Source organism: Streptomyces cyanogenus (assembly GCF_017526105.1).
In the GTDB taxonomy this organism is placed as follows: domain Bacteria; phylum Actinomycetota; class Actinomycetes; order Streptomycetales; family Streptomycetaceae; genus Streptomyces; species Streptomyces cyanogenus.
Genome location: NZ_CP071839.1, coordinates 7,157,534 through 7,183,067 on the forward strand (window position 1 = coordinate 7,157,534; position 25,534 = coordinate 7,183,067).

Consider the following 25,534-nt stretch of genomic DNA (forward strand, 5'->3'; position numbering starts at 1 on the left):
CCCCGGGGCTTTCTAGGCTCACCGCACACCGAGCTACCGGAGGCCCCGATGAGCCGAGTGATCCGTGCCGCCCTCTTCCAGACCGCCTGGACCGGCGACAAGGAATCCATGATCCAGGTCCACGAGCAGGCGGCCCGCGACGCCGCCGCCCAGGGTGCCCAAGTCCTCTGCTTCCAGGAGCTGTTCTACGGCCCCTACTTCTGCCAGGTCCAGGACAAGGCGTTCTACGAGTACGCCGAGCGGATCCCCGAGGGCCCGACCGTGCAGCGCTTCCAGGCCCTCGCCCGCGAACTGGGCATCGTCCTGGTGCTGCCGATGTACGAGGAGGAGCAGCCGGGCGTCCTGTACAACACCGCCGCCGTGATCGACGCGGACGGCTCCTACCTCGGCAAGTACCGCAAGACGCACATTCCCCAGGTCCAGGGGTTCTGGGAGAAGTTCTACTTCCGTCCCGGCAACAGCGGCTGGCCCGTCTTCGACACGGCCGCGGGCAGGATCGGCGTGTACATCTGCTACGACCGCCACTTCCCGGAGGGCTGGCGGGCGTTGGGCCTCGCCGGTGCCGAGATCGTCTTCAACCCCTCGGCCACCTCGCGCGGCCTGTCCCGCTACCTGTGGCAGCTGGAGCAGCCGGCGGCGGCCGTCGCCAACGAGTACTTCGTCGGCGCGATCAACCGGGTGGGCGTGGAGGACCTGGGCGACAACGACTTCTACGGCACCACGTACTTCGTGGACCCGGAGGCCCAATTCGTCGGCGAGGTGGCGAGCGACAAGGAGACCGAACTCGTCGTCCGCGACCTGGACCTGGCCAGACTCCGCGAGGTCCGCGACCGCTGGCAGTTCTACCGGGACCGGGCGCCGGGGGCGTACGAGCCCCTGACGGCGCCCTGAGGACCGCGTCCGCGCCGGTGCCGGCAGGGGCGCGGGGAACTGCGCGGCCGACCACAACGCGACCGCAGACGACCATGAAGGAGAGGACCCCATGACCCGCCGTACCGTGATCCGGGGAGGCCTCGTCATCACCGCGTCGGACGAGATCCACGCCGACGTCCTGATCGAGGACGGCCGTATCGCCGCCCTCGCGGCCTCCGGCACCCCCGCCGCCGAGGCGTTCACCGCCGGGCAGGTCATCGACGCCACCGGGAAGTACGTCATCCCGGGCGGCGTCGACGCCCACACCCACATGGAGCTGCCGTTCGGCGGCACGTTCGCCTCCGACACCTTCGAGACCGGCACCCGGGCCGCCGCCTGGGGCGGTACGACGACCATCGTGGACTTCGCGGTGCAGGGCGTCGGCCGCACCCTGCGCGAGGGCCTGGACACCTGGCACGCCAAGGCCGAGGGCAACTGCGCGATCGACTACGCCTTCCACATGATCGTCTCCGATGTGAACCAGGAGACGCTCAAGGAGATGGACCTGCTCATCGAGGAGGGCGTGACCAGCTTCAAGCAGTTCATGGCGTACCCGGGGGTGTTCTACTCCGACGACGGGCAGATCCTGCGCGCCATGCAGCGCTCCGCCGAGAACGGCGGCCTGATCATGATGCACGCCGAGAACGGCATCGCCATCGACGTGCTGGTGGAGCAGGCGCTGGCCCGGGGCGAGACCGATCCGCGCTATCACGGCGAGGTCCGCAAGGCCCTCCTCGAAGCCGAGGCCACCCACCGCGCCATCAGGCTCGCCCAGGTCGCCGGAGCACCCCTGTACGTCGTGCACGTGTCCGCGACGGAGGCGGTCGCCGAGCTGGCCAGGGCGCGCGACGAGGGGCTGAACGTCTTCGGTGAGACCTGCCCGCAGTACCTGTTCCTGTCGACCGACAACCTCGCCGAGCCCGGCTTCGAGGGTGCCAAGTACGTGTGCAGCACACCCCTGCGCCCCAAGGAGCACCAGGCCAGGCTGTGGCAGGGCCTGCGGACCAACGACCTCCAGGTCGTCTCCACCGACCACTGCCCCTTCTGCTTCACGGGCCAGAAGGAACTCGGCCGGGGCGACTTCTCGAAGATCCCCAACGGCCTGCCGGGTGTGGAGAACCGTATGGACCTGCTCCACCAGGCGGTCGTCGACGGGCACATCTCGCGCCGCCGCTGGGTCGAGATCGCCTGCGCCACCCCGGCCCGGATGTTCGGCCTGTACCCGAAGAAGGGCACCATCACCCCGGGCGCCGACGCGGACGTCGTCATCTACGACCCGCACGCCGAGCAGGTGATGTCCGCCGAGACCCACCACATGAACGTCGACTACTCGGCGTACGAGGGCAAACGCGTCACCGGCCGCGTCGAGACGGTCCTCTCGCGCGGCGAACTCGTCATCGACCAGCGGGAGTACACCGGCCACGCCGGGCACGGCGTCTTCACCCCGCGCTCCACCTGCCAGTACCTGAACTAGGAGTGGCGCCCATGGACTTCGGACTCGTCCTGCAGACAGACCCGCCCGCCTCCCGCGTCGTCAGCCTGATGAAGCGGGCAGAACGCAACGGCTTCCGCTACGGCTGGACCTTCGACTCCGCCGTGCTCTGGCAGGAACCGTTCGTGATCTACAGTCAGATCCTGGCGAACACCCGGAAACTGAAGGTCGGCCCGATGGTCACCAACCCGGGCACCCGCACCTGGGAGGTCACCGCCTCCACCTTCGCCACCCTCAACGACATGTTCGGCAACCGCACCGTCTGCGGCATCGGCCGCGGCGACTCCGCGATGCGCGTCGCGGGCCGCACCCCCAACACCCTGGCCCGGATCAGCGAGGCCATGAAGGTCATCCGCGCCCTCGGCCGCGGCGAGGAGGCCGACCTCGGCGGCACGAGGATCCGGTTCCCGTGGATCAGGGAGGGCGCCGAACTCCCCGTGTGGATGGCCGCGTACGGCCCGAAGGCGCTGAAGATGGCCGGCGAGGAGGCCGACGGGTTCATCCTCCAGCTCGCCGACCTGTACCTGACCGAGTACATGGTGAAGGCCGTCAAGGACGCGGCGGCCGCCGCCGGCCGGGACCCGTCCGAGGTGACGGTCTGCGTCGCCGCCCCCGCGTACGTCACCGAGGACGACTCGCCCGAGGCCCTCGCGCACGCCCGCGACCAGTGCCGCTGGTTCGGCGGTATGGTCGGCAACCACGTCGCCGACCTGGTCGCCAGGTACGGCGAGCACTCCGCCCAGGTCCCCGGGGAACTCACCGACTACATCAAGACCCGGCAGGGCTACGACTACGCCCACCACGGGCGCAGCGGCAACCCGGACACCGCGTTCGTGCCGGACGAGATCGTAGACCGGTTCTGCGTCATCGGCCCGGTCGGGAGGCACATCGAGAAACTGACCGCGCTGCGTGCCCTGGGCGTCGACCAGTTCGCGGTGTACGACATGCACGACGCCCAGGAAGCCACCATCGACGCCTACGGCACGCAGGTGATCCCGGCCTTCAACGCCTGACCTCGTTCCCCGCGTCCCCCCACGCCCCCCTTGGTCTCCCCTCCCCGCCGTACCGGGGAGGGGGCTGGTGCCTGCACAGGCCTCTCCCGATCCGTCCCTCCCCGATTGGCCAGCCCATGACCGACACCGCTCCCACGGCCGTACCGATATCCGGCCAGGTCACCCTCCCCGACGGGCGCGTGGAACTCGCTCCCGGCACACCGCCGCCCAGCGGCCCCTACGCCAACGCGGACCTGCTGCCGGTCCCCGCGTCGGGGCGCACCTGGACCACGTACAACTTCTCCGCCCTGTGGGTCGGCATGGCCCACAACACCGCGTCCTGGACCCTGGCGTCCGGGCTGATCGCGGTGGGTATGGACTGGAAGCAGGCGGTGTTCACCATCGCCCTCGCCAACCTGATCGTGCTGGTGCCGATGCTGCTGACCGGGCACGCGGGACCCAAGTACGGCATCCCGTTCCCGGTCTTCGCCCGCGCCTCCTTCGGCGTGCGCGGCGCCAACCTGCCCGCGGTCGTACGGGCGCTGGTGGCGTGCGGCTGGTTCGGCATCCAGACCTGGATCGGCGGCGAGGCGATCTACTTCCTCGCCGGGAAGCTCATCGGCGACGGCTGGCGGAACGCCGCGCACCTCGGCGGCCACGCGTGGACCATGTGGCTGTCCTTCGCGCTCTTCTGGGCCCTCCAGGTCGCCATCATCCACCGCGGTATGGAGACCGTCCGCCGCTTCGAGAACTGGGCCGCGCCCTTCGTGCTGGTCGGTGCGTTCGTGATGCTGTGGTGGATGAGCAGCAAGGCAGGCGGCGTCGGGCCGCTCTTCGACCAGCCGTCCCGGCTCGGCTGGGGCGGCGACTTCTGGAAGCTGTTCTGGCCCTCCCTCATGGGCATGATCGGCTTCTGGTCCACGCTGTCGTTGAACATCCCCGACTTCACCCGCTACGGAAGGAGCCAGCGGGCCCAGACCTGGGGCCAGGCGCTGGGCCTGCCCACCACGATGACCCTCTTCGCGTTCCTCTCCGTGCTGGTGACCTCCGGCTCGCAGGCCGTCTACGGCCGGCCGGTCTGGGACCCGGTGCAGTTGGCGGCGAAGACGGACAACGCGGCCGGGCTGCTCTACGCCCTGGTCACCGTGCTGGTGGCCACCCTGTCCGTGAACATCGCGGCCAACCTGGTCTCCCCGGCCTTCGACTTCTCCAACGTCGCGCCCAGGAAGGTGAGTTTCCGTACCGGCGCGCTGATCACCGCGGTCCTCGCCGTGCTGATCTTCCCGTGGAAGCTGTACTCCGACCCGCAGGGCTACATCTTCACCTGGCTCGGGCTGGTCGGCGGTCTGCTCGGCACCGTCGCGGGCATCCTCGTCGCCGACTACTGGCTGCTGCGCCGCACCCGGCTGGACCTCGCCGACCTGTACCGGGCGGGCGGCCGGTACTGGTACACGGGCGGCTGGAACTGGCGGGCGGTCGTCGCCTTCCTGGCGGGCGGTGTCCTCGCGGTCGGCGGGGCGAGCTTCAAGCCCCTCGTCGACGGCCGGCCGATCCCCGCCCTGGCCTCCCTCGCCGACTACGGCTGGGCGGTGGGCCTCGGCACCTCCCTGGTGCTGTACCTGGGCCTGACCCTGGTCACCTCGCCGAGAACGGCGTCAGGGTGAGGACGTGCCCGCCGGCCCGGCCGGCCGAACCGCGGCACGGAGGGGTTCAGCCCTGCCCGCCGCCCAGCGCGGCCACCGCGGATCTGGCGGCCTTGATGGCCCCCTTGTTGATCTCGTCCGTGCCGGGGGCCTTCCTGGTCTCGAAGTCGCTGCCGTTGTAGGTGACGATGACGAGGGCGTTGGCGACGCGGACCAGCACCACGCCCTCGCGGGTCTCCTGCTTGTCCTCCGTGGTGAGGTTCACGACGGAGTAGGCGCTGTCCCCGAGCCCCGGCACGGGCCCGCCGCCGCTCTTCTCGGCGACCCGCTGCTCGTACTCCTTCTTCGCCGCCTGATCGGACTCGCCGATCTCGAACGACACGTCGAGCCAGCGGTAGTCGTATCCCTGAAGGGCGTTCCAGGAGCAGGTGCGGCGCAAGTCGGTGTCCGTCGACGGGATCTCCTTGCCGGCCGTCTTCGCGCCCGGCACCAGCACCTTGACGGTGGCCGCGGGCACGGCGGCGCAGGGGGCGGGCGCGGTGGCGTACGTCGGTGCCGCCGCCCCGGCGGTCGAAGGGGCGGCGGAGGCGGCTCCGGCGGGCGCCTGCTGGGCCGTCCGGTGCTCGGCGGCGGCCGGCGGCGCGGCCGGCCCGGACGTCAGTGCCCAGCCGGCGCAGGCGAGGACCGCGACCGGCGAGATACGCGCGGTGAGAGCGAGCGGCAGAGGAAGGAAACGCACGGCGCACTTCTCGTGGGGGAGGGGTGCGGAGAGGTCCGCAGGGTGGACGGGGACGACAGTGTCACACGACTGCCCGTGGGGCGGAAGTGCCAACTCGCTGCGTGCCCGGCCGATCACGACAGACCGGTCACGGTGTGGTGCTTTGCCCGGTATCCCCCGTGCCCGCGGGTGCCGTTCGACGGCCACGGCACCCGCGCCGCCCACCGTGCCGCAGCCGGCCGGCGCAGGGCTCAGGTCTGCTTGAGGGCGTGTGCGAGGTGCGCGCACTCCTCCAGCGGGGACAGGATCCCCAGCAGCGTCCGGAGCGCGGCGGCGATCTTGCGGCTCGGCCCGCGCAGCCGGCTGCTGGTCCTGCCGATGAACACGAGCATGGGCCCGAAGTCCTCGACGCCGCCGGCGGCTTCCCGCACCTCCCGGGCCTGTTCGATCACCTGGTCCAACTGGGCGTCCACGAAGTCCGGCCACTCGGAGCGGGGAGTGCTCCCGGCCCATTCCAGGAACGCGCGCAGCGCGCCGATCGTCAGCTCCATCCGCGCGGCCAGGCGCCAGGCCGCCGCCTCCAGTTCGTCCGAGGGGCCCTCGATGGACTTGGCGAACCGGTTGACGACGGCCAGCCGCGTGCTCATCGGGGCACCCGGCATGTTGGCCCGCACCATGTCCTCGGTGAACAACTCCCCCATCGCACCCAGGTCCTGGAAGGCCGCCTCCACCATCGCCATGTCCTCGGCCATCGCCTCCATCTCCGTCTCGGCGGCGACCGCCAGTTCCAGCAGCCCCGGACCGCTCTCCTCCGGCGCGGCCGGGGCCTCGGCCGCCTCGGAGCCGGCCGCGCCGGGATCGCCGTCCCGGGCCGGTACGGCGGCCAGGCCCAGCTCCTCGGCGAGGGCCGCCCGCAGCAGGGCACGCGCCTCGGCCCGGCCGCCGGGCAGCGGCGGGAACTCGAGGGCCGGGAGCGCGCCCAGGTCCGCCGGCACCGTACCGGCCTGCCCCAGGCGGACCGTGCGCCGGCCGGCGGCGTGCCGGACCCCGAGCCCGAGGACCACCGACGGATGGCCCCCGGTGAGATCGGCGACCACCAGGTCCTCCTCGACGAGGTGCCGGACGAGCCGCTCGCCCAGCGGGCTGGGATCGGCGAGCTGGTCGGCCCGGATCAGGGACAGCTCCAGTTCCTCGCAGACGGGCCGCACGACCTCCTCGTGGAAGAGTGCCGCGGGACCCAGGACGAGACAGGTGGGCATGACGAAGTACCTCCGGAACGGAACGGCCGGAACCACGAAGGGCCGGGAAGGGAAGGGAAGGGGGGCGCGGGCGGGGCGGGCGGCCCCGCCCGGCGCGGCTCAGTCGAAGAGGGTCAGGGCCACGCCCTCGCGGGCCGCTCCTCGATGCCGAGCGAGGCCAGCAGACGGGCGGTGAGGACGCGATGACGGCGGCCGACCCGGACCGTCTCGCAGGGGAAGGTGCCGAGGGCGACCAGCCGGTAGGCCGTGGCCAGGCACATGCCGTACGCCCTGGCCGCCGTCCTCAGGTCGACGCTGACCGGCAGGTCCAGGACCTCCCGGAAGGTCAGGGGGGTGTGGGGGCGGCCGGTCATCCGCGGCTCCGGGGGCGCAGGGACAGCGTGCCGACCCGGCGGCCCCGCTGGAACCGGCGGGCGCCGGCGACCTGTTCGGTCAGGCCCCACTCCCCGGCCAGGGCGCCGATGCGCAGGCCCTCGGCCCGGTCGGCCGGGACGGTGATCCGCAGGGTGGCGGCGAGGCCGTCCGGCCGGTCGACGCCGTCGAACTCCGCCTGCCACAGGGCTCCCCGGTCGCGGCGGGAGTCCACCGTGTACACGATGTCCTCGACCGTCCTCTCCGGCCGGGCCTGCCGGGCGGCGTTCCAGGCGCGGGTGCACGCCGAGCGAAGGAGCACCGAACCGGGGTCCGGGGTGTGCGGCTCGATCGTCCGCAGCGTCTCCAGGCAGGCGGCGAGCATCTCCGCCTCGACGTCGTCCCGGTCGGCGCCGAAGCGCTGGACGATGGTGAAGGCGTGGCGGCGCAGACCGGGCAGCGCGCACCACACCGCGCCCAGCCGCCAGCCGTTGCCGTCCGTGTCCGCGCGGGCCAGCGCGGCGATCTGGTGCCACAGCGCGGTCCGTCGGGCGGCCGGCGCCGAGCGGTCGTAGAGCAGGGGGCGTGCCTCGGCGGGAGCCAGGGCGGTGCCCGGGGCACCGGAGCCGTCGTCCAGCCGGAGCCCGGTGAGCGGCTCCCGGCTGCCCAGGTCCCGCTCCACGCGGGCGAAGAGGCCGGAGTACGGAGGTGACGTCATCGTTGCTCTCCTGGTCATGAGGGTCATGGATGCCTGGTCAGGCAGGTCGTGGGTGTCGTGGGCGCCCGGGGCGGATCACCCGGCCGGGTCGTCCGCGGCGGTACCGGATCCCCCGCGCCACCGGGCCAGGCACCGCTCGGCGAGCGCCTTGCCGGGAGTGGTGTGCGCTGCCCGCTCGATCGACAGCAGCAGCCGCAGGAAGCCGGGCCGGCGGTCGTCGACGAGCCGGGCGAACAACTCGTCCAGCCGCCGCTCACGCTCCGGGGCACCGGCCGCCCCGGCGCACCACATCAGCAGCGCGTCCCGCATGGCCGGATAGGCCGAGGCCTCGTCCAGGGCGGCACCGACGAGGGCGACGACCTGGTCAGCGGCCCCCTCCCCGGTGTCCTCCCCGGCCTCCCGGCCGGCGGACAGCCGGTCGCCGAACCAGTCGCCGTCCTCGGCGACGAGCGCGGGGACCACGAGGGCGGCCAGCAGTCCCGCCACATCCTCGGCGCGCACCCAGGCGGCCAGGTCACGCACGATGGCCTGCCTGGTCGCCGCCGTTCCCGCGGAGAACCGGAGCACGAGCGTGCCCGACACGTGCAGGGCCGTCGCCGCGGCGTCGTCCTCGTCGCCGAGCGCGTCCACCACCTGGCGCAGCAGCCGCATGGCGGCCTCGGCGGGCAGCCCGTCCGCGTCCGGTCGGCACGCCACCACGACCGTGGCACGCAGCGCCGCTTCCGGGGAGCCGCTCCATTCCTCCATCAGTGCCTGCGCCGCCGCGGCGGCCGGGGCGAGGCCCGACGCCGCGGCGAGAGCGCGGCCCGCGACCTCGGCGGCGGTCCGCGGCCCGGTGCGGACCAGGTCCGCGAGGAGTCCGAGACTGCGCCCGGCGGTGCGTGCGGCCAGGGCGGCCAGCGCACGCCCGGCGCGTTCCGCCTGCTCCTCGTCCCCGGCCGCGCCGAGCCAGACGTGCAGCAGCGGCAGCCACTCGGCCCGCTCCCGGCACACCTCGTCCCAGACGGCCTCGCCCACCGCGGGCCACAGGAAGGCGACGGCCGGGCCGCCGTCACCGTCCTCACGGACCGTACACACGGCCGCGATGCCGGCCGGCAGGTCCGCTGCGGCCGGTGTGCGGGCCGGCCGGGCACCTGCGGGCCCCGGCAGCGCGAGCGCCGGCCGGCCCGCGTCACCGTCGTACGGCTGCCCCGCCGCCGGCTCGGCCCCGGGGGCGGGGTCGGCGCCGATCAGGGCGAGCAGTTCCGCCGCCCGGCCGAGGACCGTGTGCCGGTCCAGTCCCTGGTGCACGCAGACCGAGAGCAGGTGGGCCAGCAGCGTGGGAGCGCCGTCCGCCGCCGCGACGAGCCGGGCGGCCTCGGCCGCGGCGAGCCCGGCCGTCAGCTCGGCGGCACTCGCCCGGCGGTCCGGTCCCGGACCGGCCAGGGCCTCGGCCACCCGCACCGCCCTGCCGGGCGGCAGCCCGGGCGGAAGCAGTGCGGCGAGGGCCTCCTGACCCACCCGGCGGCGCCGGCGGGAGCGTTCCTGGGGATCCGGGCACAGGCTCGCGAAGTGGAGGGCGAAGACCTCCTCCGGGTCGGGTGGCCGGTGCCGCAGCACCCGCACGTCCAGAAGGTCCTCCAGAGCCCGCGCCAGCTCCGGCGCCTCCCGCAGGACGACGACCAGCCGGGAGCCGGCCTTCTCCAACTCCGCCTCCAGGCGCGAGACGTCCCAGGGCCGCAGGGAGAGCGGGTCGGCCAGGTTCATCACGAGGTAGCCGTGCACGTCGCGGCGCCGGGGCCGCCAGTGCGCCAGGTCCACCGTCCCGTCGACCTGGACCAGCTCGGGCTCGGCGCAGCCGTCGGCCAGGAGGTTCAGCGCCAGTGTCTGCCGGCCGGTACCGGGCGCCCCGAGGACGAACAGGACACCGGAGGAATGGAGCGTGTCGAGACCGGCGGTGTAGCCGGGGGGCCGGGCGAAGCGGTGCCGGGCCGCCCGGAGGTCCTTCGCCCGTACCGGGCCCTGGCGCACCAGGGGTGCGTCGGCGGGGGAGTCCGTCGCCGTGTACCGCTGGCCGCCGTGCATGGTTCCGGTGTTGATCGCCCCGTGCGGGGCGTAGACGACCAGGCCCTTGTCACGGAGGAGTTCCGGCGGAAGGGCACCGGCGACGTCGTCCGGGCCGGCCTCAGTCGTCATGGCCGCCCTCCGGGCCGGGACGCTCGGACGCGTCCAGGTTGGTCAGGTGCTGACCGCCGTGGACGGAACCGGTGTTGATGATGCCCCGCTCGGCGCGGAGCACGCTGGTGACGGCGCGGTGCCGGCCGGTCGCCCCGCGGGCCTCCTCCCGGCCCCCCCGTGCGGACCCGGCCGCCGGTGCGGTGCGGGCGGGCGGCGGTCCGGAGGGCGACGGCACGTACAGCCAGGCCCGCTGGGCGAACGGCTTGCCGTCGACGGTCGCCGGCACCTCGTGGAACTAGTCGCGGTGGCGTCCGGTGTATCCGGAGTCGACGGCGTCCTGGTAGCAGCGGTCGGAGAGGATGGCCGCGACATGCGTGATGTTCTCGCTGTGTTCGGCCAGTACGGCCCGGACCGGACGGGAGTCGAGCAGCCGGTGCGTGTCGGTGCGGGCCGTTCCGTTGCCGCCGAACGCGTCCGCGCTGTCGGGCAGCGGACCGATGTGGAGACCGACCCGCAGCCGCAGCGGGGCCGTGCCGAGGGCGTGGACGTTCAGTTCGGCGACGACGTCCTGCAGGGTGTCCAGCCAGGGGTGGATGACCAGCGGCATCAACGCGGGGTCGAAGCCCAGGACGTAGCCGTCGCCGGTGGGGGCGGGGAACAGCCGGTCGGTCCACAGCCGCGTCAGTCCGGAGCGTTGGAGCGAGATCCTCAGGACGTCGGGCACCGCCCGGCTGACCACCTCGTGGTCGATGGCGGGGCGCTCGGTGAAGCCCTTCAGGTCCACGGCCAGGATGCCGCGGTACGGCGGGAGCGGGCGGCTGCGGGAGTAAGGGGCCGCGGACGTCGCGGGCAGCCCGGCACGGTCGCTGTGCATTCTCTCTCCTCGGCGAAGGCCCGCCGGCAGCAGGGCGGTCGGGCCCGGTACCGGCGGACAGGGGGGGGGGCGCTGGTGAGTGCGCCCTCCGAGCTTCGCCACTCGGAGAGAAGGGCAGTGCACGCTCAGTGCACACAGGCAGTGACGGCCGTCACTGCCGATCGGCAGCGGGAGCCGGCCGGTCAGGCCGGGAGCCGCCGCAGGACGTCGTGCAGCCGGCGCTCGTCCATGACCTCGATGCAGGTCTTGTCGGCCCGGACACAGCTCGGACCCAGGCGCCGCAGCGCGTCACTGACGGAGTTGCGGCTCACTCCGAGGTGCTGGGCGAGTTCCCTCCGGGTGAGGCGGAAGACGCTGTCGTCCGACATGGCCGCCAGGCGCAGCAGCACCCCCGCGAGCCGCTGGTCGAGGTCGCCCTCGCCCGCCTCGGTCTGCTCCCACAGGCGGTCGTTGGCCAGGCAGGCCAGCCTGCCCGGGAGGTTGTGCCGCTCCACGAAGTGCCGGAAGGCGTTCGCGGGAATCGAGGTTACTTGGCAGGTGCTAATTGCTTGTACGTCGGCGAGGCGGGTCCTGTGGTTCTGTACCGCCATCTCGCCGAGCACTTCGCCCGGCCCCCGGAAGCTCAGCAGCCTCTCCCGGCCGTCGATGTTCCTGCGGACTATCTTCACCAGGCCGCTGATCAGTGCCAGTACATGCGTTCCGGTATCGCCCTGGCGGAGCAGCGTCGTCCCCGCCGGGTGGGTGCGGCGGGGGCCGCTCGTCAGCTGGTCCCATGCCTCGCCGGGGACGAGGTCGCGCAGTGTCCGGGCCGGAGAAACCCGAATGTCTTCGCTCATGCGACGAACGTAGACGGCCCCGGTGGCTTCCGGGGCGCAATGATCGTTTCTGTTCGCGTGCTTTCCCTCCTGCCGGATGGGGCCCGTCCTCGGATCGGGGGCCTGCTCGAAGACCCGCTGAACGGGACCGCGAGGGCCCGTCCACGCCGAACTCCCCGCAGCCGTCGCTCTCCTGCGGCTGTGGGGAGTTCGAGGGCGGGCGGTGGGCCGCCCGGCCGGCAGTGGGCGCCGGCGGACGCCGTGCGGCAGGGCCGCGGGGAATCCACGGCCGTGCCCGGCGTCAGCCGGTCACGCGTGGCGGTGCGAGTGCCGGTTGCCGGCGATGAGGCGGTAGAGGGCGAGCAGGATGAGGGAGCCGACGATCGCGGCGAGCCAGGTGGAGAGGTCGAAGAACCCGTCGATCGAGTCGACGCCGAAGATCACCTTGCCGAGCCAGCCGCCGAGCAGACCGCCGGCCACGCCGATGAGCATGGTGATGATGATGCCGCCGGGGTCCTTGCCCGGCATGATGGCCTTGGCGATGGCGCCGGCGAGCAGGCCGATGATGATCCACGCGATGATGCCCATGTGCGTCTCCGTCTCGTCGGATAAAGACTGTGTTAGCTCCCCGTCTGTACCGTCTGCGCTCGTACAAACGTCCTGCCGCTGAATCGGGGGCTTCCGCGCCGGGTGGGCGGCCGGAGCCCGGAGCGTCACACCCCCGCCGGCGATGCGGTTGGTGGCCTCGCGCAGGGTGCTCATCTGTGAACTTGGGCCCTCCGAAGAGCATGTCTGCTTAGTAATGAGCCTGGTGGGAAGTCGGAGGTGCACAGCCCGCCTCCGGTGGACCGGTGCGGCGGGTCGATTCCCGGGTGAGGCAGTCAGCGTTCGCCCGTCACCTTAGGAGTGCCGTGACCGTTCGCATCGGAGTGGAAGAGGAATTCCACATCGTCGAGGTGGAGACGGGCCTGCTCGCCCCGCGAGCCGACGCCATGTTGGAAACGCTCCCTGCAGGTACCTTCACGACCGAACTGCAGCAGGCGACCGTCGAGTGGAACAGCGGTGTGCACGAGTCCCTCGGCGGCCTGTACGACGATGTCATCAGCGCCAGACGCAGGCTCGACGGCGCCGCGAGCGCACACGGACTGGCCGTGGTGGCCGCCGGTACCGTGCCGCTGGCCCGCACCCAGGACACCCGCCCCACCGCCGGGCGCCGCTATCGCCGCATGGTCGACGAGTACCGCATGATCGCCGACGAGCAGCTGATCTGCGGCACCCACGTCCACGTCGACGTGCCCGACCGCGACCTGGCCGTGCGCCTCATGTGCGAGGTGGGCCCGTGGCTGCACGTCCTGCTGGCCCTGTCCGCCAGCTCCCCCTTCTGGCTGGGCGCCGACACCGGCTACGCCAGCTGGCGGACCATGGTGTGGCAGCGCTGGCCGACCGCGGGCCCGCCGGGATGCTACGCCGACGCCGCCGAGTACGACGCGGCCGTGCAGTGCCTGATCGACTCCGGTGTCATCAGCGACGCGGGAATGATCTACCACGACATCCGGCCGTCCGCCCACCAGCAGACCCTCGAACTGCGCATCTGCGACGCCTGCCCCCGAGCGGAGACGGTCGTGCTGATCGCCGGCCTCTACCGCGCCCTGGTGACCGACGCCCGTGAGCGGCTGGAGACGTCGGACGCGCCCGCCTGCCCGGGCCGGCACGAGTGGCTGCGCGCCGCTGCCTGGCGGGCCGCGCGGTCGGGCCTCGAAGGGGTCCTGATCGATCCCGAGACCCGGCACGAGGCCCCTGCGGCGCAGGTCGTCCGCCGCCTGCTGGGGCGGGTGCGCCCGGCGCTCGAAGCCGCCGGCGACTGGCACACCGTCCGGGACCTCGCGGAGCGGGCGCTCGCGTCCGGCAGCGCGGCCCACCGGATGCGCGTCACCGCCGCCGAGGACGACCTGTTCGCCTGCACGGATCTGGCGATCGCGGAGACCCGGGGAGACGACCAGCCGCGCCGACGGCCCGCCGCCCCAGCCCGGCGCGTCGCCTCCCCGGGGCGGCCCGTCGCCCACCCCTCCGGGGCCGGCCGGGCCGGGATCGCCGGCCGCTGAGGCGTACGGCAGGACCCCTGCTCCCCTCGATACACCCGTACATCACGCTCTTTTGCGAAGGAGAAGCACCACCGTGTCGATCAGTACCGGCCACATACCGGTGGGCGGCCCACCGGGTACCTCACAGCCGCACACCCCGGGACACCCGTACGCACAGCGGGGAGGTGGTTGCGGATGTGCGGCCTGAGCGGTGAGATGCGCTTCGACGGCACCCGCCCCGACCTGGCTGCCGTCGAGCGCATGACCGACCGGCTTGCCGCCCGCGGACCCGACGGCCAGGGCGTCTGGTCGCGGGACGCCGTCGCGCTGGGGCACCGCCGTCTGAAGATCATCGACCTCTCCGAGCGCGGGGCCCAGCCCCTGACCGACACCGAGCAGCAGATCACCGGCGTCTTCAACGGGTGCATCTACAACTACAAGGAGCTGCGCGCGGAACTGACGGCCCTCGGCCACCGGTTCCGGTCCACCTCCGACACCGAGGTCGTGCTTGCGGCGTACCGGCAGTGGGGGACCGCCTGTGTCGACCGCTTCTACGGCATGTTCGCCTTCGCCCTCGTCGAGCACCGGACCGGCCGTCTGGTGCTGGGCCGCGACCGGCTCGGCATCAAGCCCCTGTACCTGGCGCAGACCCCCGGGCGGCTGCGCTTCGCCTCCTCGCTGCCCGCCCTGCTCGCGGCCGGCGGCGTGGACACCTCGCTCGACCCGGTCGCCGTGCACCAGTACCTCAGCTGGCACGCGACCGTGGCCGCCCCCCGGACCGTGCTGGCGGGAGTGCGCAAGCTTGCCCCGGCCACCGTGCGGGTCGTCGAGCCCGACGGCACCTACCGGGAGCACTGCTACTGGCAGCCGTCGTACACGCGCCGCCCCGAGCACGCCGGGATGGGCCCCGCCGAGTGGCGGGACGCGGTGCTGGAAGCCCTGCGCACCGCGGTACGGCGGCGGATGGTCGCCGACGTTCCGGTCGGCGTCCTGCTGTCCGGAGGACTGGACTCCAGCCTGATCGTGGCCCTGCTGGCCGACGAGGGGCAGCGGGACCTGGCGACGTTCAGCGTGGGCTTCGAGGCGGAGGCCGGTGTCGAAGGGGACGAGTTCCGCTACTCCGACCTGGTGGCCCGGGAGTTCGCCACCGATCACCAGCAGCTGGTGGTTCCCTCGCAGCGCGTGTCGACGGCCCTGGACGCGGCGGTCGCGGCGATGAGCGAGCCCATGATGAGCCACGACGTGGTCGCCTTCCACCTGCTGTCCGAGGAGGTGTCCAAGAACGTCAAGGTCGTCCAGAGCGGGCAGGGCGCCGACGAGGTCTTCGCCGGCTACCACTGGTACCCGGAACTGGCCGCCGTGGCCCGCGAAGAGGAGCCGCAGAGATACGCCGAGACGTACTTCGACCGGCCGCACGCCGACCTCGCCGCGATGCTGCAACCGGACATGCTGCCGCGGGAGGACGTCTCCGGCCGGTTCGTCCGGGAGCACATGGCGGCGCCGGGGGCCGAGACGGCGCTCGACGCCGCCCTGCGCCTCGACACCCATGTCATGCTGGTGGACGACCCGGTCAAGCGGGTCGACAACATGACGATGGACTGGGGCCTGGAGGCCCGCGTGCCCTTCCTGGACCACGAACTGGTCGAGCTGGCGGCCGCGTGCCCGCCGGAGCTGAAGCTGGCCGACGGCGGCAAGGGCGTCCTGAAGGAGGCCGGCCGCAAACTCCTGCCCCGCGAGGTGGTCGACCGTCCCAAGGGCTACTTCCCGGTCCCGGCGATCACCCACATGGCTGGCCCCGTCCTGGACAAGGTGCGTGAGGCGTTGGCCGCCCCCGAGGCGAAGCGGCGCGGACTCTTCAAGGACTCCTACGTCGCCGGACTCCTGGCGGCCCCCGACCGACACCGCACCAAGCGCGGAGCGAACGCACTGTGGCAAGTGGCTTTGCTGGAGATATGGCTGCAGACGCACGGAATCTGACCGGGGAACCCCCCGCGGTACGGCAGCCCGACGCCGGTACGGCCGGTGCCGGGCGGCCCTCCACCGCCCACCTGACGGGGACCGCCCACCCGAACCCGCCGGCCCCGGACGGCCGTACCACCGCCGCCTTCGCCGCGCCCGCCCGCGTCCCGCTGCCGAACGCCTCCGGACCGCGCGACGCGACGACCCGGCTCATCGCGCACGGCTGCTGGTACCCCTCGGCCGACCCGTCCGGCACACAGGTCGCCTTCATCTGCGACCGGGGCGGTGTGCCACAGCTCTGGACGGGCCCCGCCGACGGCCGGACCGTGCACCTCCTCGACGACGGACCGGACCCCGTGACGGAGGTGTCCTGGTCGCCCGACGGCCGCTGGATCGCCTACACCACGGCCCCCGGCGGCGGCGAACACACACGGGTGCTGTGCGTCCGCCCCGACGGCAGCGACCGGCACATCCTGGCCGGAGCGGAGCCGGGCAGCTCCGCCCACCTGGGCTGCTGGGCGCACGACGGATCGGCGGTCGCCGTCACCGTCGCGGTCCCCACCGCCGCACCCGCCCCGGACGCCACGGCGGAGGACGGCCCGTCCGGCCCCGGCCCGGCCGGCGACCATCTGCCGGGCCACTGGCCGGGCCGGACCGGCCACACGGAGCTCCTCGGCCCGGCACCCCATACGGCCCCGGGACCCGGACTGCCGTCGCCCGTACTCGCCGTGGAGACGGCGACGATCGGCGCACCGGGCGGCAGGACCGCCCCGGCAGCCGGATTCGGCGACGGACTGTCGGCGTACCTCGTCGACCCCGACGGAGTCGCCGCCCCCGTCCTGCTCGCCGTCGAGAAGGACGCGGCGACACTCCGCGTGTGCGATCTCAGCCGGGACGGTGCGCTCGCGCTGCTGCGCCGGGGACCCCGCGGCCGGCGCGAGGCGGTCGTGCTGCGCACCACCGACCACGTGGCGACCTGTGTGATGCCGGTGGCCGACGGAGACCCGTGGATCGGCAGCTTCTCACCCCGCGCGGACACCCTCTGGCTGCGCAGCAACGCCCACCGGGAGTTCGCGGTCCTCCTCGCCGCCGGGCTCGACCCGCAAGGGAAACCGCTCAGCTGGTCGGTCCGTGCCGCACGAGAGAGCAGCGACCTGGAGCTGCTGCGGTGTGCCCGCGACGGCGGTTCCGCCGTGCTCGCCTGGAACGTCCGGGGCATGAGCGAGGTGGAGGTCCTGAACACCGACGCGTCCGGCCGGACCGGGGACGGCACCGGCCCGTCCCGGCCCGTGCCCCTGCCCCATGAGGTGGTCACGCGCGTCGCGGACGCAGGCCCCCGGCTGCTGCTGGCCCTGTCCGGCTCCCGCCGCCGCCCCGGCATCTGGTGGCTGCCCGACGGAGCGACCCCGGTGCGCACCCCCTGGTCGTCACGGGACGAGGACGCCGTTCCCCCGGGCCGCCCGCCCGTACGACCGGTCCCCCTGCGTCCCACCGCCCGCGACGGCCTGCCGCTGAACGGCTGGTACTACCGGGCACCGGGCCGCGCACCCGGCGAACCCGCGCCCTGCGTGATCCATCTGCACGGCGGCCCCGAGGACCAGGAGCGCCCCGTCCTCAACCCGCTGTACCACGAGATCCTCGGGCGAGGAGTGGACGTCTTCGCACCCGACGTCCGCGGGTCCTCCGGATACGGCCGGTCGTTCGTCGACGCGGACCTGGGCAGGGGACGGTTCGCGGCGATCGACGACGTGGCGGACTGCGCCGCCCACGCGGTGCTGGCCGGTCCCGCCGATCCCGCCCGGCTGGCGGTGATGGGCCGCTCGTACGGCGGCTATCTCACGTTCGCCTCCCTGGTCTGGCACCCGGACCTCTTCCGCACCGGGATCGCGGTGTGCGGCATGTCGGACCTCGCGACGTTCTTCGAGGGCACCGAACCCTGGATCGCCCAGTCGGCGGCCCACAAGTACGGCCACCCCGAGCACGACCGTGAACTGCTGCGGGCGCTGTCACCGATGAGCCGCATCGACGCCCTGCGGGCACCGGTGCTCGCCGTGCACGGGGAACACGACACCAATGTGCCGCCGGGGGAGTCGGAGCAGTTCGTACGGGCGGCGCGCGAGCGCGGCCTGACCGCCGAACTGCTCACCCTGCTCGACGAGGGACACGAGTTCCTCCGCGCCGACAACCGTCGGCTCTTCCGCCGTGCCGCCGCCGACTGGCTGCAACGGCACCTGAGCCCCTGACCCGCGGGGAGGGCACTACGGCACCTCGCGTGGCCGGAGCGGCCCGGGGTACCCAGGACACCCCTGCCACCGAGCGAGGAGCGCGCCATGACCGGGGAAGGACCCCCCGCCCGCAGACGGTGGGCCGGGCGGCTGCGCGAGACGGCCGCCGAGGTGTTCGGCTGGACGGAGCTGCGTCCCGAACAGCTCACCGCCATGGAGTGGGTGCTGGAGGGACGGGACTGTCTCGTCGTCATGCCGACCGGATCGGGCAAGTCCGCCGTGTACCAGGTCCCCGCCCTGCTGCTGTCCGGGCCGGTCGTCGTCGTGTCACCGCTGCTGGCCCTGCAGCGCGACCAGATCGCGGGACTGCCCGGCGGCGACCGCGGCCCGGGCGCTGTCGCCGTGAACTCCGACCTCGGCGCGGCCGAGACCGAGGAGGCCTGGGCGGCGGTGCGCGAGGGTTCGGTGCGCTACGTCTACCTGTCCCCGGAGCAACTGGCCAAGGACGAGGTCGTCCAGCGGCTGACCGAGGCGCACCCCGCCCTTGTCGTGGTGGACGAGGCCCAGTGCGTGTCCTCGTGGGGTCACGACTTCCGGCCCGACTACCTGCGCCTGGCCCAGGCGGTACGGCGGCTGGGCCGGCCGCCCGTGCTCGCGCTCACGGCGACCGCCGCGCCGCCGGTGCGGCAGGACATCGTCGAACGGCTCGGCATGGAGCGGCCGCGTCGGCTCGTCACCGGATTCGACCGTCCCGGCATCAGGCTGGAGGCGCACCGCCACCTGGAGGACGACGAACGGCGCTCCCGCGTCCTGGAGGACGCCGCCGCCGCACCCAAGCCCGGCATCGTCTACGCGGCGACCCGCAAGGACAGCGAGTCCTACGCCGCGGAACTGGCCTCCCTCGGGCTCGCCGCCGGCGCCTACCACGCGGGACTGCGGGCCGCCGAACGCCGGCGGATCCACGAGGCGTTCCTCTCCGGCGACCTGGACGTCGTGGTGGCGACCTCGGCCTTCGGGATGGGCATCGACAAGGAGAACGTGCGGTTCGTGCTGCACGCGTCGCTGCCGGGCTCGCTGGACGCCTACTACCAGGAGATCGGGCGCTGCGGCCGCGACGGACGGCCCGCCCTCGCCGTACTGCACTACCGCACCGAGGACACGGGCATGCAGGCGTACTTCAGCAGCCGCACGCCCCGTCCGGAGGCCGTGGACGCGGTCGTACGGGCGGTCCACGCCCACCGCGACGATCCGCCGGACGTCACCGGACTGCGCCGGGAGACCGACCTGTCGCGCGCCCGGGTCACCACGGCCGTCAACCTGCTGGAGGAAGCCGGTGCGCTGGTCACGGACGCCTCGGGCGCCATCCGTCCGGTCCCGGGCACGGCGCCGTCGCGCGCGGTACGGCGAGCCGTGGACACCGCCGAGGCCCACAAGCGCATGGACCGGTCGAGGGTGGACATGGCACGGGCGTACGCCGAGACGACCGGCTGCCGGCGGCGCTTCCTGCTGGGCTACTTCGGCGAGGAGTACGAGGCCCCCTGCGGCAACTGCGACATGTGCGACGAGCAGGAGAGCGGCGACGACGACGCGACGAGCACCGGTCGGCATCCGGACTCCGGCGCCTATCCGCCCGGAGCCGCGGTACGGCACGGCGAGTGGGGCCGCGGCACCGTGCTGAGCGAGGACGGGGACCGCATCACCGTGCTCTTCGACGAGGTCGGCTACCGCACCCTCTCCCTGGACGCCCTGGCCGCACGGGACGACCTGCTCACCGTGGTGGGCGGCTCGCAGGACAGCCGCCCGGAGCCCTGAACCGGCGGCACGTCCGGTGTGCGCGTGGCGCAGCCGGCACCCGTGCGTGTGGGACGGCGGCTTGCGTGGCACCCGTCGGGTGCCGGCCGCCTCACCCGCGGCCCGGCCGGACGGGTCGCCACCCGAGGGAGGACGGTGCCGAGGTGACCGGGAACAGTCCCATCGCGGCCTGGAGCAGGCCGTGAAACGCGGCAAGCGGTACGCCGTCGCCGCCTCCGGACAGTGGACCGACGAGGAGGACGGCCGGCGCAGGCTGCCCGCCGGCGAGGTCCACGCCTGGGAACCGGGCCGGAACGAGACCGTCTGCGGGCTGTCCCTCAGCCGCTCGCAACTCGTCCGCCTCCCGCACGTCGGCTGGACCGACACCTTCCCGGAATCCGGCGGCGCGGCCGACCGCGTGCAGCGGGTGTGCCGACGCTGCGCCTCCGTGGCCGGACACCGCGGCGGCGACGCGCGCCCACGCTGGCAGCGCGTGCGCCCCCGGCCGTGAGCGCCGCGCCGGCGCCTCCGCCCGGCTCCCGCGCCACGCGGCACCCGACACCGGCTGCCGCCCCGGGAGCGTCGACGGGCCGGGCGCGAGGAGACGGTCGTGGCCGTGAACGGCTGTCGGAGCGGAGCCCGGACTGCCTGGATTCTCCCCGAGCGGTCCTGATCATCGACGAGGCCGGCCGACGCACACGACCACAGAGGCGGAGATGCACTTCACGACGCGCCCCACTCTTCAGGGCACCTTCGGCATGGTGTCCTCCACCCACTGGCTCGCCTCGCAGTCGGCGATGGCGGTCCTGGAGGGCGGGGGCAACGCCTTCGACGCGGCCGTGGCCGGAGCCTTCGTGCTGCACGTCGTGGAGCCGCACCTCAACGGCCCGGCCGGCGAGGTGCCGATCCTGCTCGCCCCGGCGGGCGGCCCGGTGCGCGTGCTCTGCGGGCAGGGCGTGGCCCCGGCGGGCGCCACGCCGGCGCACTACCGGGAGCTCGGGCCGGCCCTCGTACCGGGCACCGGACCGCTCGCCGCCGCCGTGCCCGGCGCCTTCGACGCCTGGCTGCTGCTCCTGCGCGACCACGGCACCAAGTCCCTGGAGGACGTGCTCGGTTACGCCATCGGATACGCCGAACACGGGCACGCGCCCGTGGAGAACGTCGGCCTGACCGTCGAGAGCGTACGGCGGCTCTTCGAGACCGAATGGACCTTCTCGGCCGAGCTGTACCTGCCGGGCGGCCGGGCGCCCCGCCCCGGCACGCTGCTGCGCAACCCCGCCCTCGCCGCCACCTGGAAGCGGCTGCTGGCCGAGACCACCCGCGCGGGCGGCCGGGAGGCCCGGATCGACGCCGCGCGCGAGGTGTGGCGCTCCGGCTTCATCGCCGAGGCCCTGGTACGGCAGTCCCGGCGGCCGACCCTGGACACCAGCGGCGAGCGGCACACCGGCACGCTCACCGAGGCCGACCTGGCCGGCTGGTCGGCGGCCTACGAGACACCGGTGACGTACGACTGGAACGGCTGGACCGTGTGCAAGGCCGGCCCCTGGAGCCAGGGCCCCGCCCTGCTCCAGCAACTCGCGCTGCTCCCGCCCGAACTGCCCGCGTACGGCTCCGCCGACTACGTCCACCTGCTGGTCGAGGGCTGCAAGCTCGCCATGGCCGACCGCGAGGCCTGGTACGGGGACGCCGCCGAGGTGCCCCTCGCGGACCTGCTGTCGGACGACTACAACGCCGCACGGCGGACCCTCGTCGGCGAGAAGGCCGACCACGGACTGCGCCCCGGCAGCCCCGGCGGACGCACCCCGCGGCTGGCCGAAGCGGCGCACGCGTGCGTGCCGGCCGGCACCGGACGCGGCTTCCACCCGCTGGGTGCCGGCGAGCCGACCGTCGCCGCCGACGGCACGACCCGCGGCGACACCTGCCACCTGGACGTCGTCGACCGCTGGGGCAACATGATCGCGGCCACACCCAGCGGCGGCTGGCTCCAGTCCAACCCCGTCGTCCCCGAGCTGGGCTTCCCGCTCGGCACCCGGCTGCAGATGACCTGGCTGGAGGAGGGCCTGCCCAGCACGCTCACCCCCGGCCGCCGCCCCCGCACCACCCTCACCCCGTCCCTCGCGCTGCGCGACGGCGTGCCGGTGCTGGCCTTCGGCACGCCCGGCGGCGACCAGCAGGACCAGTGGCAGCTGCACTTCTTCCTGGCCGCCGCCCTGCGCGCCCCCGTCCGCGGCGGCCTCGACCTGCAGGGCGCCGTCGACGCCCCCAACTGGCACAACGACAGCTTCCCCAGCTCCTTCCACCCGCGCGCCCGGCGCCCCGGCAGCGTGACCGTGGAATCCCGCACCGACCCCGGCGTGATCGAGGAACTGCGGCGGCGCGGCCACGACGTCACCGTCGGCCCCGCCTGGTCCGAAGGGCGGCTGTGCGCGGTGGCCCGGGACCCGGAGACCGGCGTGCTGTCGGCGGCCGCCAACCCGCGCGGGATGCAGGGCTACGCCGTCGGCCGCTGACCGCGGTGTCCGGGCCCGTGAAGACGGTGCCGGCCCCCGCTCTTCATCCCGATTCCACCTCGCGTGCACCGGCCGGGGGCGGGGATTGTCAGTGGGCCGTGTTCTGATGGGGGGCATGATCGAAGAGACGGAAACCATCGAGGAGTTTCTCGCCCGTTGCTCGGCCGACGTGGAGGAGGCGGTCCGCAAGGCCGCAGCGGCCGAGATCCTGCCCCGCTTCCGCCGCCTCGCCGCACACGAGGTGGACCAGAAGAGCGGCCCGCACGACCTGGTCACGGACGCCGACCGCCTCGCGGAGCTGCGGCTCACCGAGGACCTCGGCGCCCTGCTGCCCGGCTCGGTCGTGGTCGGCGAGGAAGCGGTGCACGCCGACCCGGCGGTGTACGAGGCGCTCCAGGGCGACGCGCCGGTCTGGATCGTCGACCCGGTCGACGGCACCCGCCAGTTCGTGCACGGCGACGACGGCTTCTGCACCCTGGTGGCGCTCGTCCAGCGGGGCGTCGTACGGGCCTCCTGGACCTACGCCGCGGCGCGCGACCAGCTCGCCACCGCCGTCCGCGGCCACGGCGCCTTCCTCGACGGCCGGCGGCTGACCGCCGGCCCGCCCGAGCCCGGCCGGGACCTCGTCGTCGCCACCTCGCACCCGGACTACACCACCGACGAGCAGAAGCGCGCGCTGCGCGTGCTGTGGACCGACGGCCTCGCCCCGCGCGCGTGCGGCTCGGCCGGCCTGGAGTACCTCGCCGTCGCCCGCGGGGACCTGGACGCCGTGGCGTTCTCCTGGGAGGCCGCCTGGGACCACGCGGCCGGTCTGCTCCTGGTCGAGGAGGCCGGCGGCGCGCACCTCACCGTGGGCGGCGAGCCGTTCCGCGTCACCGGCGGCAACGCCCTGCCGTTCACCGCCGCCCGGGACGCCGCCACCGCCCGCCGGGTGGCCGGTCTGCTGCGCAGCGCGCGCTGACTCCCGGGGCCACCCGGCCCGGGAGAGGACCGGGTCCCGGCATATCCTGATCGTGAATGGCCATCGGCTGACGAAGGGGTCCGAAGGTGCCGTCGATGCTCGATGCGGTCGTGGTGGGTGCGGGACCGAACGGACTGACCGCTGCGGTGGAGCTGGCCCGCCGCGGTTTCTCCGTGGCCCTGTTCGAGGCGAAGTCCACCGTGGGCGGCGGCGCCCGCACCGAGGAACTGACCCTTCCCGGCTTCCGGCACGACCCGTGCTCGGCCGCCCACCCCCTCGGCATCAACTCCCCGGCGTTCCGCGCGATGCCCCTCGACCGGTACGGCCTGGAGTGGCTGCACGCCCCGCTGCCCATGGCCCACCCGTTCCCGGACGGCAGCGCGGCCGTGCTGTCCCGCTCGGTGGCCGAGACCGCCGCCTCCTTCGGACCGCGCGACGCGGGACCGTACCGCAGACTGGTCGAGCCGCTCCTCGCCCACTGGGACACCCTCGTCCGCGACTTCATGTCCCTGCCGCTGACCGCGCTCCCGCGCGACCCCGTCACGCTCGCCCGCTTCGGCCTGGCCGGCCTCCCGCCGTCCACCTGGCTGATGAGCCGCTTCAAGGACGAGCGGTTCAAGGCCCTGTTCTCGGGCCTCGTCGCCCACGTGATGGCGCCGCTCGGCGGCCTGGCCACCAGCGCCATCGGACTGGTCTTCGCCCTCTCCGCGCACGCCCGCGGCTGGCCGGTTCCCCGCGGCGGCTCCCAGGCCATCTCCGACGCCCTCGCCGCCTACCTGACCGACCTCGGCGGCGCCGTGCACACCGACTACGAGGTCAAGCGGCTGGACGACCTGCCGCCCGCGCGTGCCTACGTCTTCGACACCTCGCCCGCCGCGCTCGCCCGCATCGCCGGCTTCGGCGACTACTACGCGAACTACCGCTACGGTCCCAGCGTCTTCAAGATCGACTACGCCCTGGACGGGCCGGTGCCGTGGACCGCGCCCGAGGCCCGCACCGCCGGCACGGTGCAGATCGGCGCGAGCCAGGCCGAGATCGGCACCGCCCTGCGCGCCGCCTCCCGGGAGGGCCGCGCCCCCGACAGACCGTTCATGATCACCGTGCAGCCCAGCGTGGTCGACCCCACCCGTGCCCCCGAGGGCAAGCACGTCTTCTGGACGTACGGCCATGTCCCGAACGGCTGGTCCGGGGACCTCACCGACGCCATAGAACGCCAGCTGGAGCGCTTCGCCCCCGGGTTCCGCGACCGCGTGCTCGCCCGCGCCACCGCCGGACCCGCAGAGATGGCCGCCCGCAACGCCAACTACGTCGGCGGCGACATCGCCTGCGGCGCGGCCTCCGGACTCCAGCTGCTGCTGCGCCCCAAGCTGTCCCTGTTCCCGTACCACACACCCCACCCGGCCGTCTTCATCTGCTCCTCGGCCACCCCGCCCGGTCCCGGTGTGCACGGCATGTCGGGCCACAACGCGGCCAAGGCCGTCTGGCGGAGACTGAGACGGACGACATGACCACCCTCACGCTCGTCCAGGGCGACATCACCCGGCAGCACGCCGACGCCATCGTCAACGCGGCCAACTCCTCGCTCCTCGGCGGTGGAGGGGTGGACGGCGCGATCCACCGCCGCGGCGGCCCGGCCGTCCTGGCGGAATGCCGAGCCCTGCGCGCCTCCCGGTACGGCAAGGGCCTCCCCACCGGCCGGGCCGTCGCCACCACGGCGGGCGAACTGGACGCCCGCTGGGTGATCCACACCGTCGGACCGGTGTACAGCCCGACCGAGGACCGCTCGGACCTCCTCGCCTCCTGCTACCGCGAATCCCTCCGGGTCGCCGACGAACTCGGCGCCCGGACGGTCGCGTTCCCGGCGATCTCCACCGGTGTCTACCGGTGGCCGGTGGAGGACGCGGCGCGGATCGCGGTGGAGGCGGTACGGAGCACGCCGACGGCCGTGGAGGAGGTCCGGTTCGTGCTGTTCGACGAGCGCGCGTACGAGGCGTTCGCCCGGCAGACCGGCTGACGCGCACCCGCGGACCACCCGAACGGCGCAGCACCCGGTGCGCCCGGCCACCGCCTGGCCGA

At 73.7% G+C, this 25,534-nt stretch carries 22 protein-coding genes; 13 read left to right on the forward strand and 9 right to left on the reverse strand.

What is annotated here, in order from left to right; translation table 11 throughout:
• Positions 1 to 48: 48 nt before the first annotated feature.
• The 4 genes from S1361_RS32110 to S1361_RS32125 all read left to right on the forward strand — a co-directional run bounded on the left by S1361_RS32110 (position 49) and on the right by S1361_RS32125 (position 5,060).
• A complete protein-coding gene (locus tag S1361_RS32110) occupies positions 49 to 891 on the forward strand; it encodes a nitrilase-related carbon-nitrogen hydrolase (protein ID WP_208035375.1) in 843 nt (280 codons plus the stop codon).
• Between the two features lie 91 nt (positions 892 to 982).
• A complete protein-coding gene (gene hydA, locus S1361_RS32115; protein WP_208035376.1) occupies positions 983 to 2,386 on the forward strand; it encodes a dihydropyrimidinase in 1,404 nt (467 codons plus the stop codon).
• Positions 2,387 to 2,397: 11 nt separating this feature from the next.
• Positions 2,398 to 3,417, forward strand: coding sequence for a TIGR03842 family LLM class F420-dependent oxidoreductase (locus S1361_RS32120; RefSeq protein ID WP_208035377.1), 1,020 nt, complete (start codon positions 2,398 to 2,400; stop codon positions 3,415 to 3,417).
• A 116-nt stretch (positions 3,418 to 3,533) separates the two neighbouring features.
• On the forward strand, positions 3,534 to 5,060 hold the full coding sequence (locus tag S1361_RS32125) for an NCS1 family nucleobase:cation symporter-1 (protein ID WP_208035378.1): 1,527 nt from the start codon (positions 3,534 to 3,536) through the stop codon (positions 5,058 to 5,060).
• Positions 5,061 to 5,106: 46 nt separating this feature from the next.
• Here S1361_RS32125 and S1361_RS32130 read toward each other — a convergent pair whose 3' ends face one another.
• From S1361_RS32130 to S1361_RS32165, 9 genes are all read right to left on the reverse strand, one after another.
• Complete coding sequence (locus S1361_RS32130; protein ID WP_208035379.1) at positions 5,107 to 5,778, reverse strand: hypothetical protein; 672 nt, start codon at positions 5,776 to 5,778, stop codon at positions 5,107 to 5,109.
• A 230-nt stretch (positions 5,779 to 6,008) separates the two neighbouring features.
• Positions 6,009 to 7,016 (reverse strand): hypothetical protein, encoded by a 1,008-nt coding sequence (locus tag S1361_RS32135; protein ID WP_208035380.1) that lies wholly within the window; start codon positions 7,014 to 7,016, stop codon positions 6,009 to 6,011.
• A gap of 113 nt (positions 7,017 to 7,129) precedes the next feature.
• Positions 7,130 to 7,369, reverse strand: coding sequence for a DNA-binding protein (locus S1361_RS32140; protein WP_243769377.1), 240 nt, complete (start codon positions 7,367 to 7,369; stop codon positions 7,130 to 7,132).
• Positions 7,366 to 8,085, reverse strand: coding sequence for a hypothetical protein (locus tag S1361_RS32145; RefSeq protein WP_208035381.1), 720 nt, complete (start codon positions 8,083 to 8,085; stop codon positions 7,366 to 7,368). The genes S1361_RS32140 and S1361_RS32145 overlap by 4 nt, the downstream gene beginning before the upstream one ends.
• A 75-nt stretch (positions 8,086 to 8,160) precedes the next feature.
• Positions 8,161 to 10,260: a hypothetical protein gene (locus tag S1361_RS32150; RefSeq protein WP_208035382.1), complete on the reverse strand. Its 2,100-nt coding sequence runs from the start codon at positions 10,258 to 10,260 to the stop codon at positions 8,161 to 8,163.
• The gene (locus S1361_RS39515) at positions 10,250 to 10,528 is read right to left on the reverse strand and encodes a hypothetical protein (protein ID WP_243769378.1); all 279 of its coding nucleotides are present in this window, start codon (positions 10,526 to 10,528) and stop codon (positions 10,250 to 10,252) included. Before S1361_RS39515 ends, S1361_RS32150 begins: the two co-directional genes overlap by 11 nt.
• 9 nt (positions 10,529 to 10,537) lie before the next feature.
• Positions 10,538 to 11,116: a nucleotidyl cyclase domain-containing protein gene (locus S1361_RS32155; RefSeq protein ID WP_243769379.1), complete on the reverse strand. Its 579-nt coding sequence runs from the start codon at positions 11,114 to 11,116 to the stop codon at positions 10,538 to 10,540.
• A gap of 182 nt (positions 11,117 to 11,298) precedes the next feature.
• Positions 11,299 to 11,952, reverse strand: a complete 654-nt coding sequence (locus S1361_RS32160; protein ID WP_208035383.1) for a Crp/Fnr family transcriptional regulator — start codon at positions 11,950 to 11,952, stop codon at positions 11,299 to 11,301.
• Between the two features lie 288 nt (positions 11,953 to 12,240).
• Positions 12,241 to 12,519 (reverse strand): GlsB/YeaQ/YmgE family stress response membrane protein, encoded by a 279-nt coding sequence (locus S1361_RS32165; protein ID WP_208035384.1) that lies wholly within the window; start codon positions 12,517 to 12,519, stop codon positions 12,241 to 12,243.
• 323 nt (positions 12,520 to 12,842) lie between these two features.
• Here S1361_RS32165 and S1361_RS32170 point away from each other — a divergent pair, with 323 nt between their 5' ends.
• The 9 genes from S1361_RS32170 (at position 12,843) to S1361_RS32210 (ending at position 25,472) form a co-directional block, all read left to right on the forward strand.
• Positions 12,843 to 14,033, forward strand: coding sequence for a carboxylate-amine ligase (locus S1361_RS32170; RefSeq protein WP_208035385.1), 1,191 nt, complete (start codon positions 12,843 to 12,845; stop codon positions 14,031 to 14,033).
• A gap of 174 nt (positions 14,034 to 14,207) precedes the next feature.
• A complete protein-coding gene (locus S1361_RS32175; RefSeq protein ID WP_208035386.1) occupies positions 14,208 to 15,989 on the forward strand; it encodes an N-acetylglutaminylglutamine amidotransferase in 1,782 nt (593 codons plus the stop codon).
• Positions 15,965 to 18,214: a prolyl oligopeptidase family serine peptidase gene (locus S1361_RS32180; RefSeq protein ID WP_208035387.1), complete on the forward strand. Its 2,250-nt coding sequence runs from the start codon at positions 15,965 to 15,967 to the stop codon at positions 18,212 to 18,214. Before S1361_RS32175 ends, S1361_RS32180 begins: the two co-directional genes overlap by 25 nt.
• Before the next feature lie 87 nt (positions 18,215 to 18,301).
• Complete coding sequence (locus S1361_RS32185) at positions 18,302 to 20,008, forward strand: RecQ family ATP-dependent DNA helicase (RefSeq protein ID WP_208035388.1); 1,707 nt, start codon at positions 18,302 to 18,304, stop codon at positions 20,006 to 20,008.
• Between the two features lie 181 nt (positions 20,009 to 20,189).
• Positions 20,190 to 20,498, forward strand: a complete 309-nt coding sequence (locus S1361_RS32190; protein ID WP_208035389.1) for a hypothetical protein — start codon at positions 20,190 to 20,192, stop codon at positions 20,496 to 20,498.
• A 205-nt stretch (positions 20,499 to 20,703) separates the two neighbouring features.
• The gene (locus S1361_RS32195; protein WP_208035390.1) at positions 20,704 to 22,497 is read left to right on the forward strand and encodes a gamma-glutamyltransferase family protein; all 1,794 of its coding nucleotides are present in this window, start codon (positions 20,704 to 20,706) and stop codon (positions 22,495 to 22,497) included.
• 115 nt (positions 22,498 to 22,612) lie between these two features.
• On the forward strand, positions 22,613 to 23,458 hold the full coding sequence (locus S1361_RS32200) for an inositol monophosphatase family protein (RefSeq protein WP_208035391.1): 846 nt from the start codon (positions 22,613 to 22,615) through the stop codon (positions 23,456 to 23,458).
• Between the two features lie 86 nt (positions 23,459 to 23,544).
• Positions 23,545 to 24,966, forward strand: a complete 1,422-nt coding sequence (locus S1361_RS32205) for a phytoene desaturase family protein (protein ID WP_208035392.1) — start codon at positions 23,545 to 23,547, stop codon at positions 24,964 to 24,966.
• Entirely contained in the window at positions 24,963 to 25,472 is a 510-nt protein-coding gene (locus tag S1361_RS32210) for an O-acetyl-ADP-ribose deacetylase (RefSeq protein ID WP_208035393.1), read from the forward strand. Before S1361_RS32205 ends, S1361_RS32210 begins: the two co-directional genes overlap by 4 nt.
• The last annotated feature ends 62 nt before the right edge of the window (positions 25,473 to 25,534 follow it).

Excerpts from the sequence above, each read along its gene's own strand:
- S1361_RS32110 (WP_208035375.1), top strand. The coding sequence starts at position 49 with ATGAGCCGAGTGATCCGTGCCGCCCTCTTCCAGACCGCCTGGACCGGC.
- hydA (WP_208035376.1), top strand. The coding sequence starts at position 983 with ATGACCCGCCGTACCGTGATCCGGGGAGGCCTCGTCATCACCGCGTCG.
- S1361_RS32120 (WP_208035377.1), top strand. The coding sequence starts at position 2,398 with ATGGACTTCGGACTCGTCCTGCAGACAGACCCGCCCGCCTCCCGCGTC.
- S1361_RS32125 (WP_208035378.1), top strand. The coding sequence starts at position 3,534 with ATGACCGACACCGCTCCCACGGCCGTACCGATATCCGGCCAGGTCACC.
- S1361_RS32135 (WP_208035380.1), bottom strand. The coding sequence starts at position 7,016 with ATGCCCACCTGTCTCGTCCTGGGTCCCGCGGCACTCTTCCACGAGGAG.
- S1361_RS32140 (WP_243769377.1), bottom strand. The coding sequence starts at position 7,369 with ATGACCGGCCGCCCCCACACCCCCCTGACCTTCCGGGAGGTCCTGGAC.
- S1361_RS32145 (WP_208035381.1), bottom strand. The coding sequence starts at position 8,085 with ATGACGTCACCTCCGTACTCCGGCCTCTTCGCCCGCGTGGAGCGGGAC.
- S1361_RS32150 (WP_208035382.1), bottom strand. The coding sequence starts at position 10,260 with ATGACGACTGAGGCCGGCCCGGACGACGTCGCCGGTGCCCTTCCGCCG.
- S1361_RS32155 (WP_243769379.1), bottom strand. The coding sequence starts at position 11,116 with ATGCACAGCGACCGTGCCGGGCTGCCCGCGACGTCCGCGGCCCCTTAC.
- S1361_RS32160 (WP_208035383.1), bottom strand. The coding sequence starts at position 11,952 with ATGAGCGAAGACATTCGGGTTTCTCCGGCCCGGACACTGCGCGACCTC.
- S1361_RS32165 (WP_208035384.1), bottom strand. The coding sequence starts at position 12,519 with ATGGGCATCATCGCGTGGATCATCATCGGCCTGCTCGCCGGCGCCATC.
- S1361_RS32175 (WP_208035386.1), top strand. The coding sequence starts at position 14,208 with ATGTGCGGCCTGAGCGGTGAGATGCGCTTCGACGGCACCCGCCCCGAC.
- S1361_RS32180 (WP_208035387.1), top strand. The coding sequence starts at position 15,965 with ATGGCTGCAGACGCACGGAATCTGACCGGGGAACCCCCCGCGGTACGG.
- S1361_RS32185 (WP_208035388.1), top strand. The coding sequence starts at position 18,302 with ATGACCGGGGAAGGACCCCCCGCCCGCAGACGGTGGGCCGGGCGGCTG.
- S1361_RS32195 (WP_208035390.1), top strand. The coding sequence starts at position 20,704 with ATGCACTTCACGACGCGCCCCACTCTTCAGGGCACCTTCGGCATGGTG.
- S1361_RS32200 (WP_208035391.1), top strand. The coding sequence starts at position 22,613 with ATGATCGAAGAGACGGAAACCATCGAGGAGTTTCTCGCCCGTTGCTCG.
- S1361_RS32210 (WP_208035393.1), top strand. The coding sequence starts at position 24,963 with ATGACCACCCTCACGCTCGTCCAGGGCGACATCACCCGGCAGCACGCC.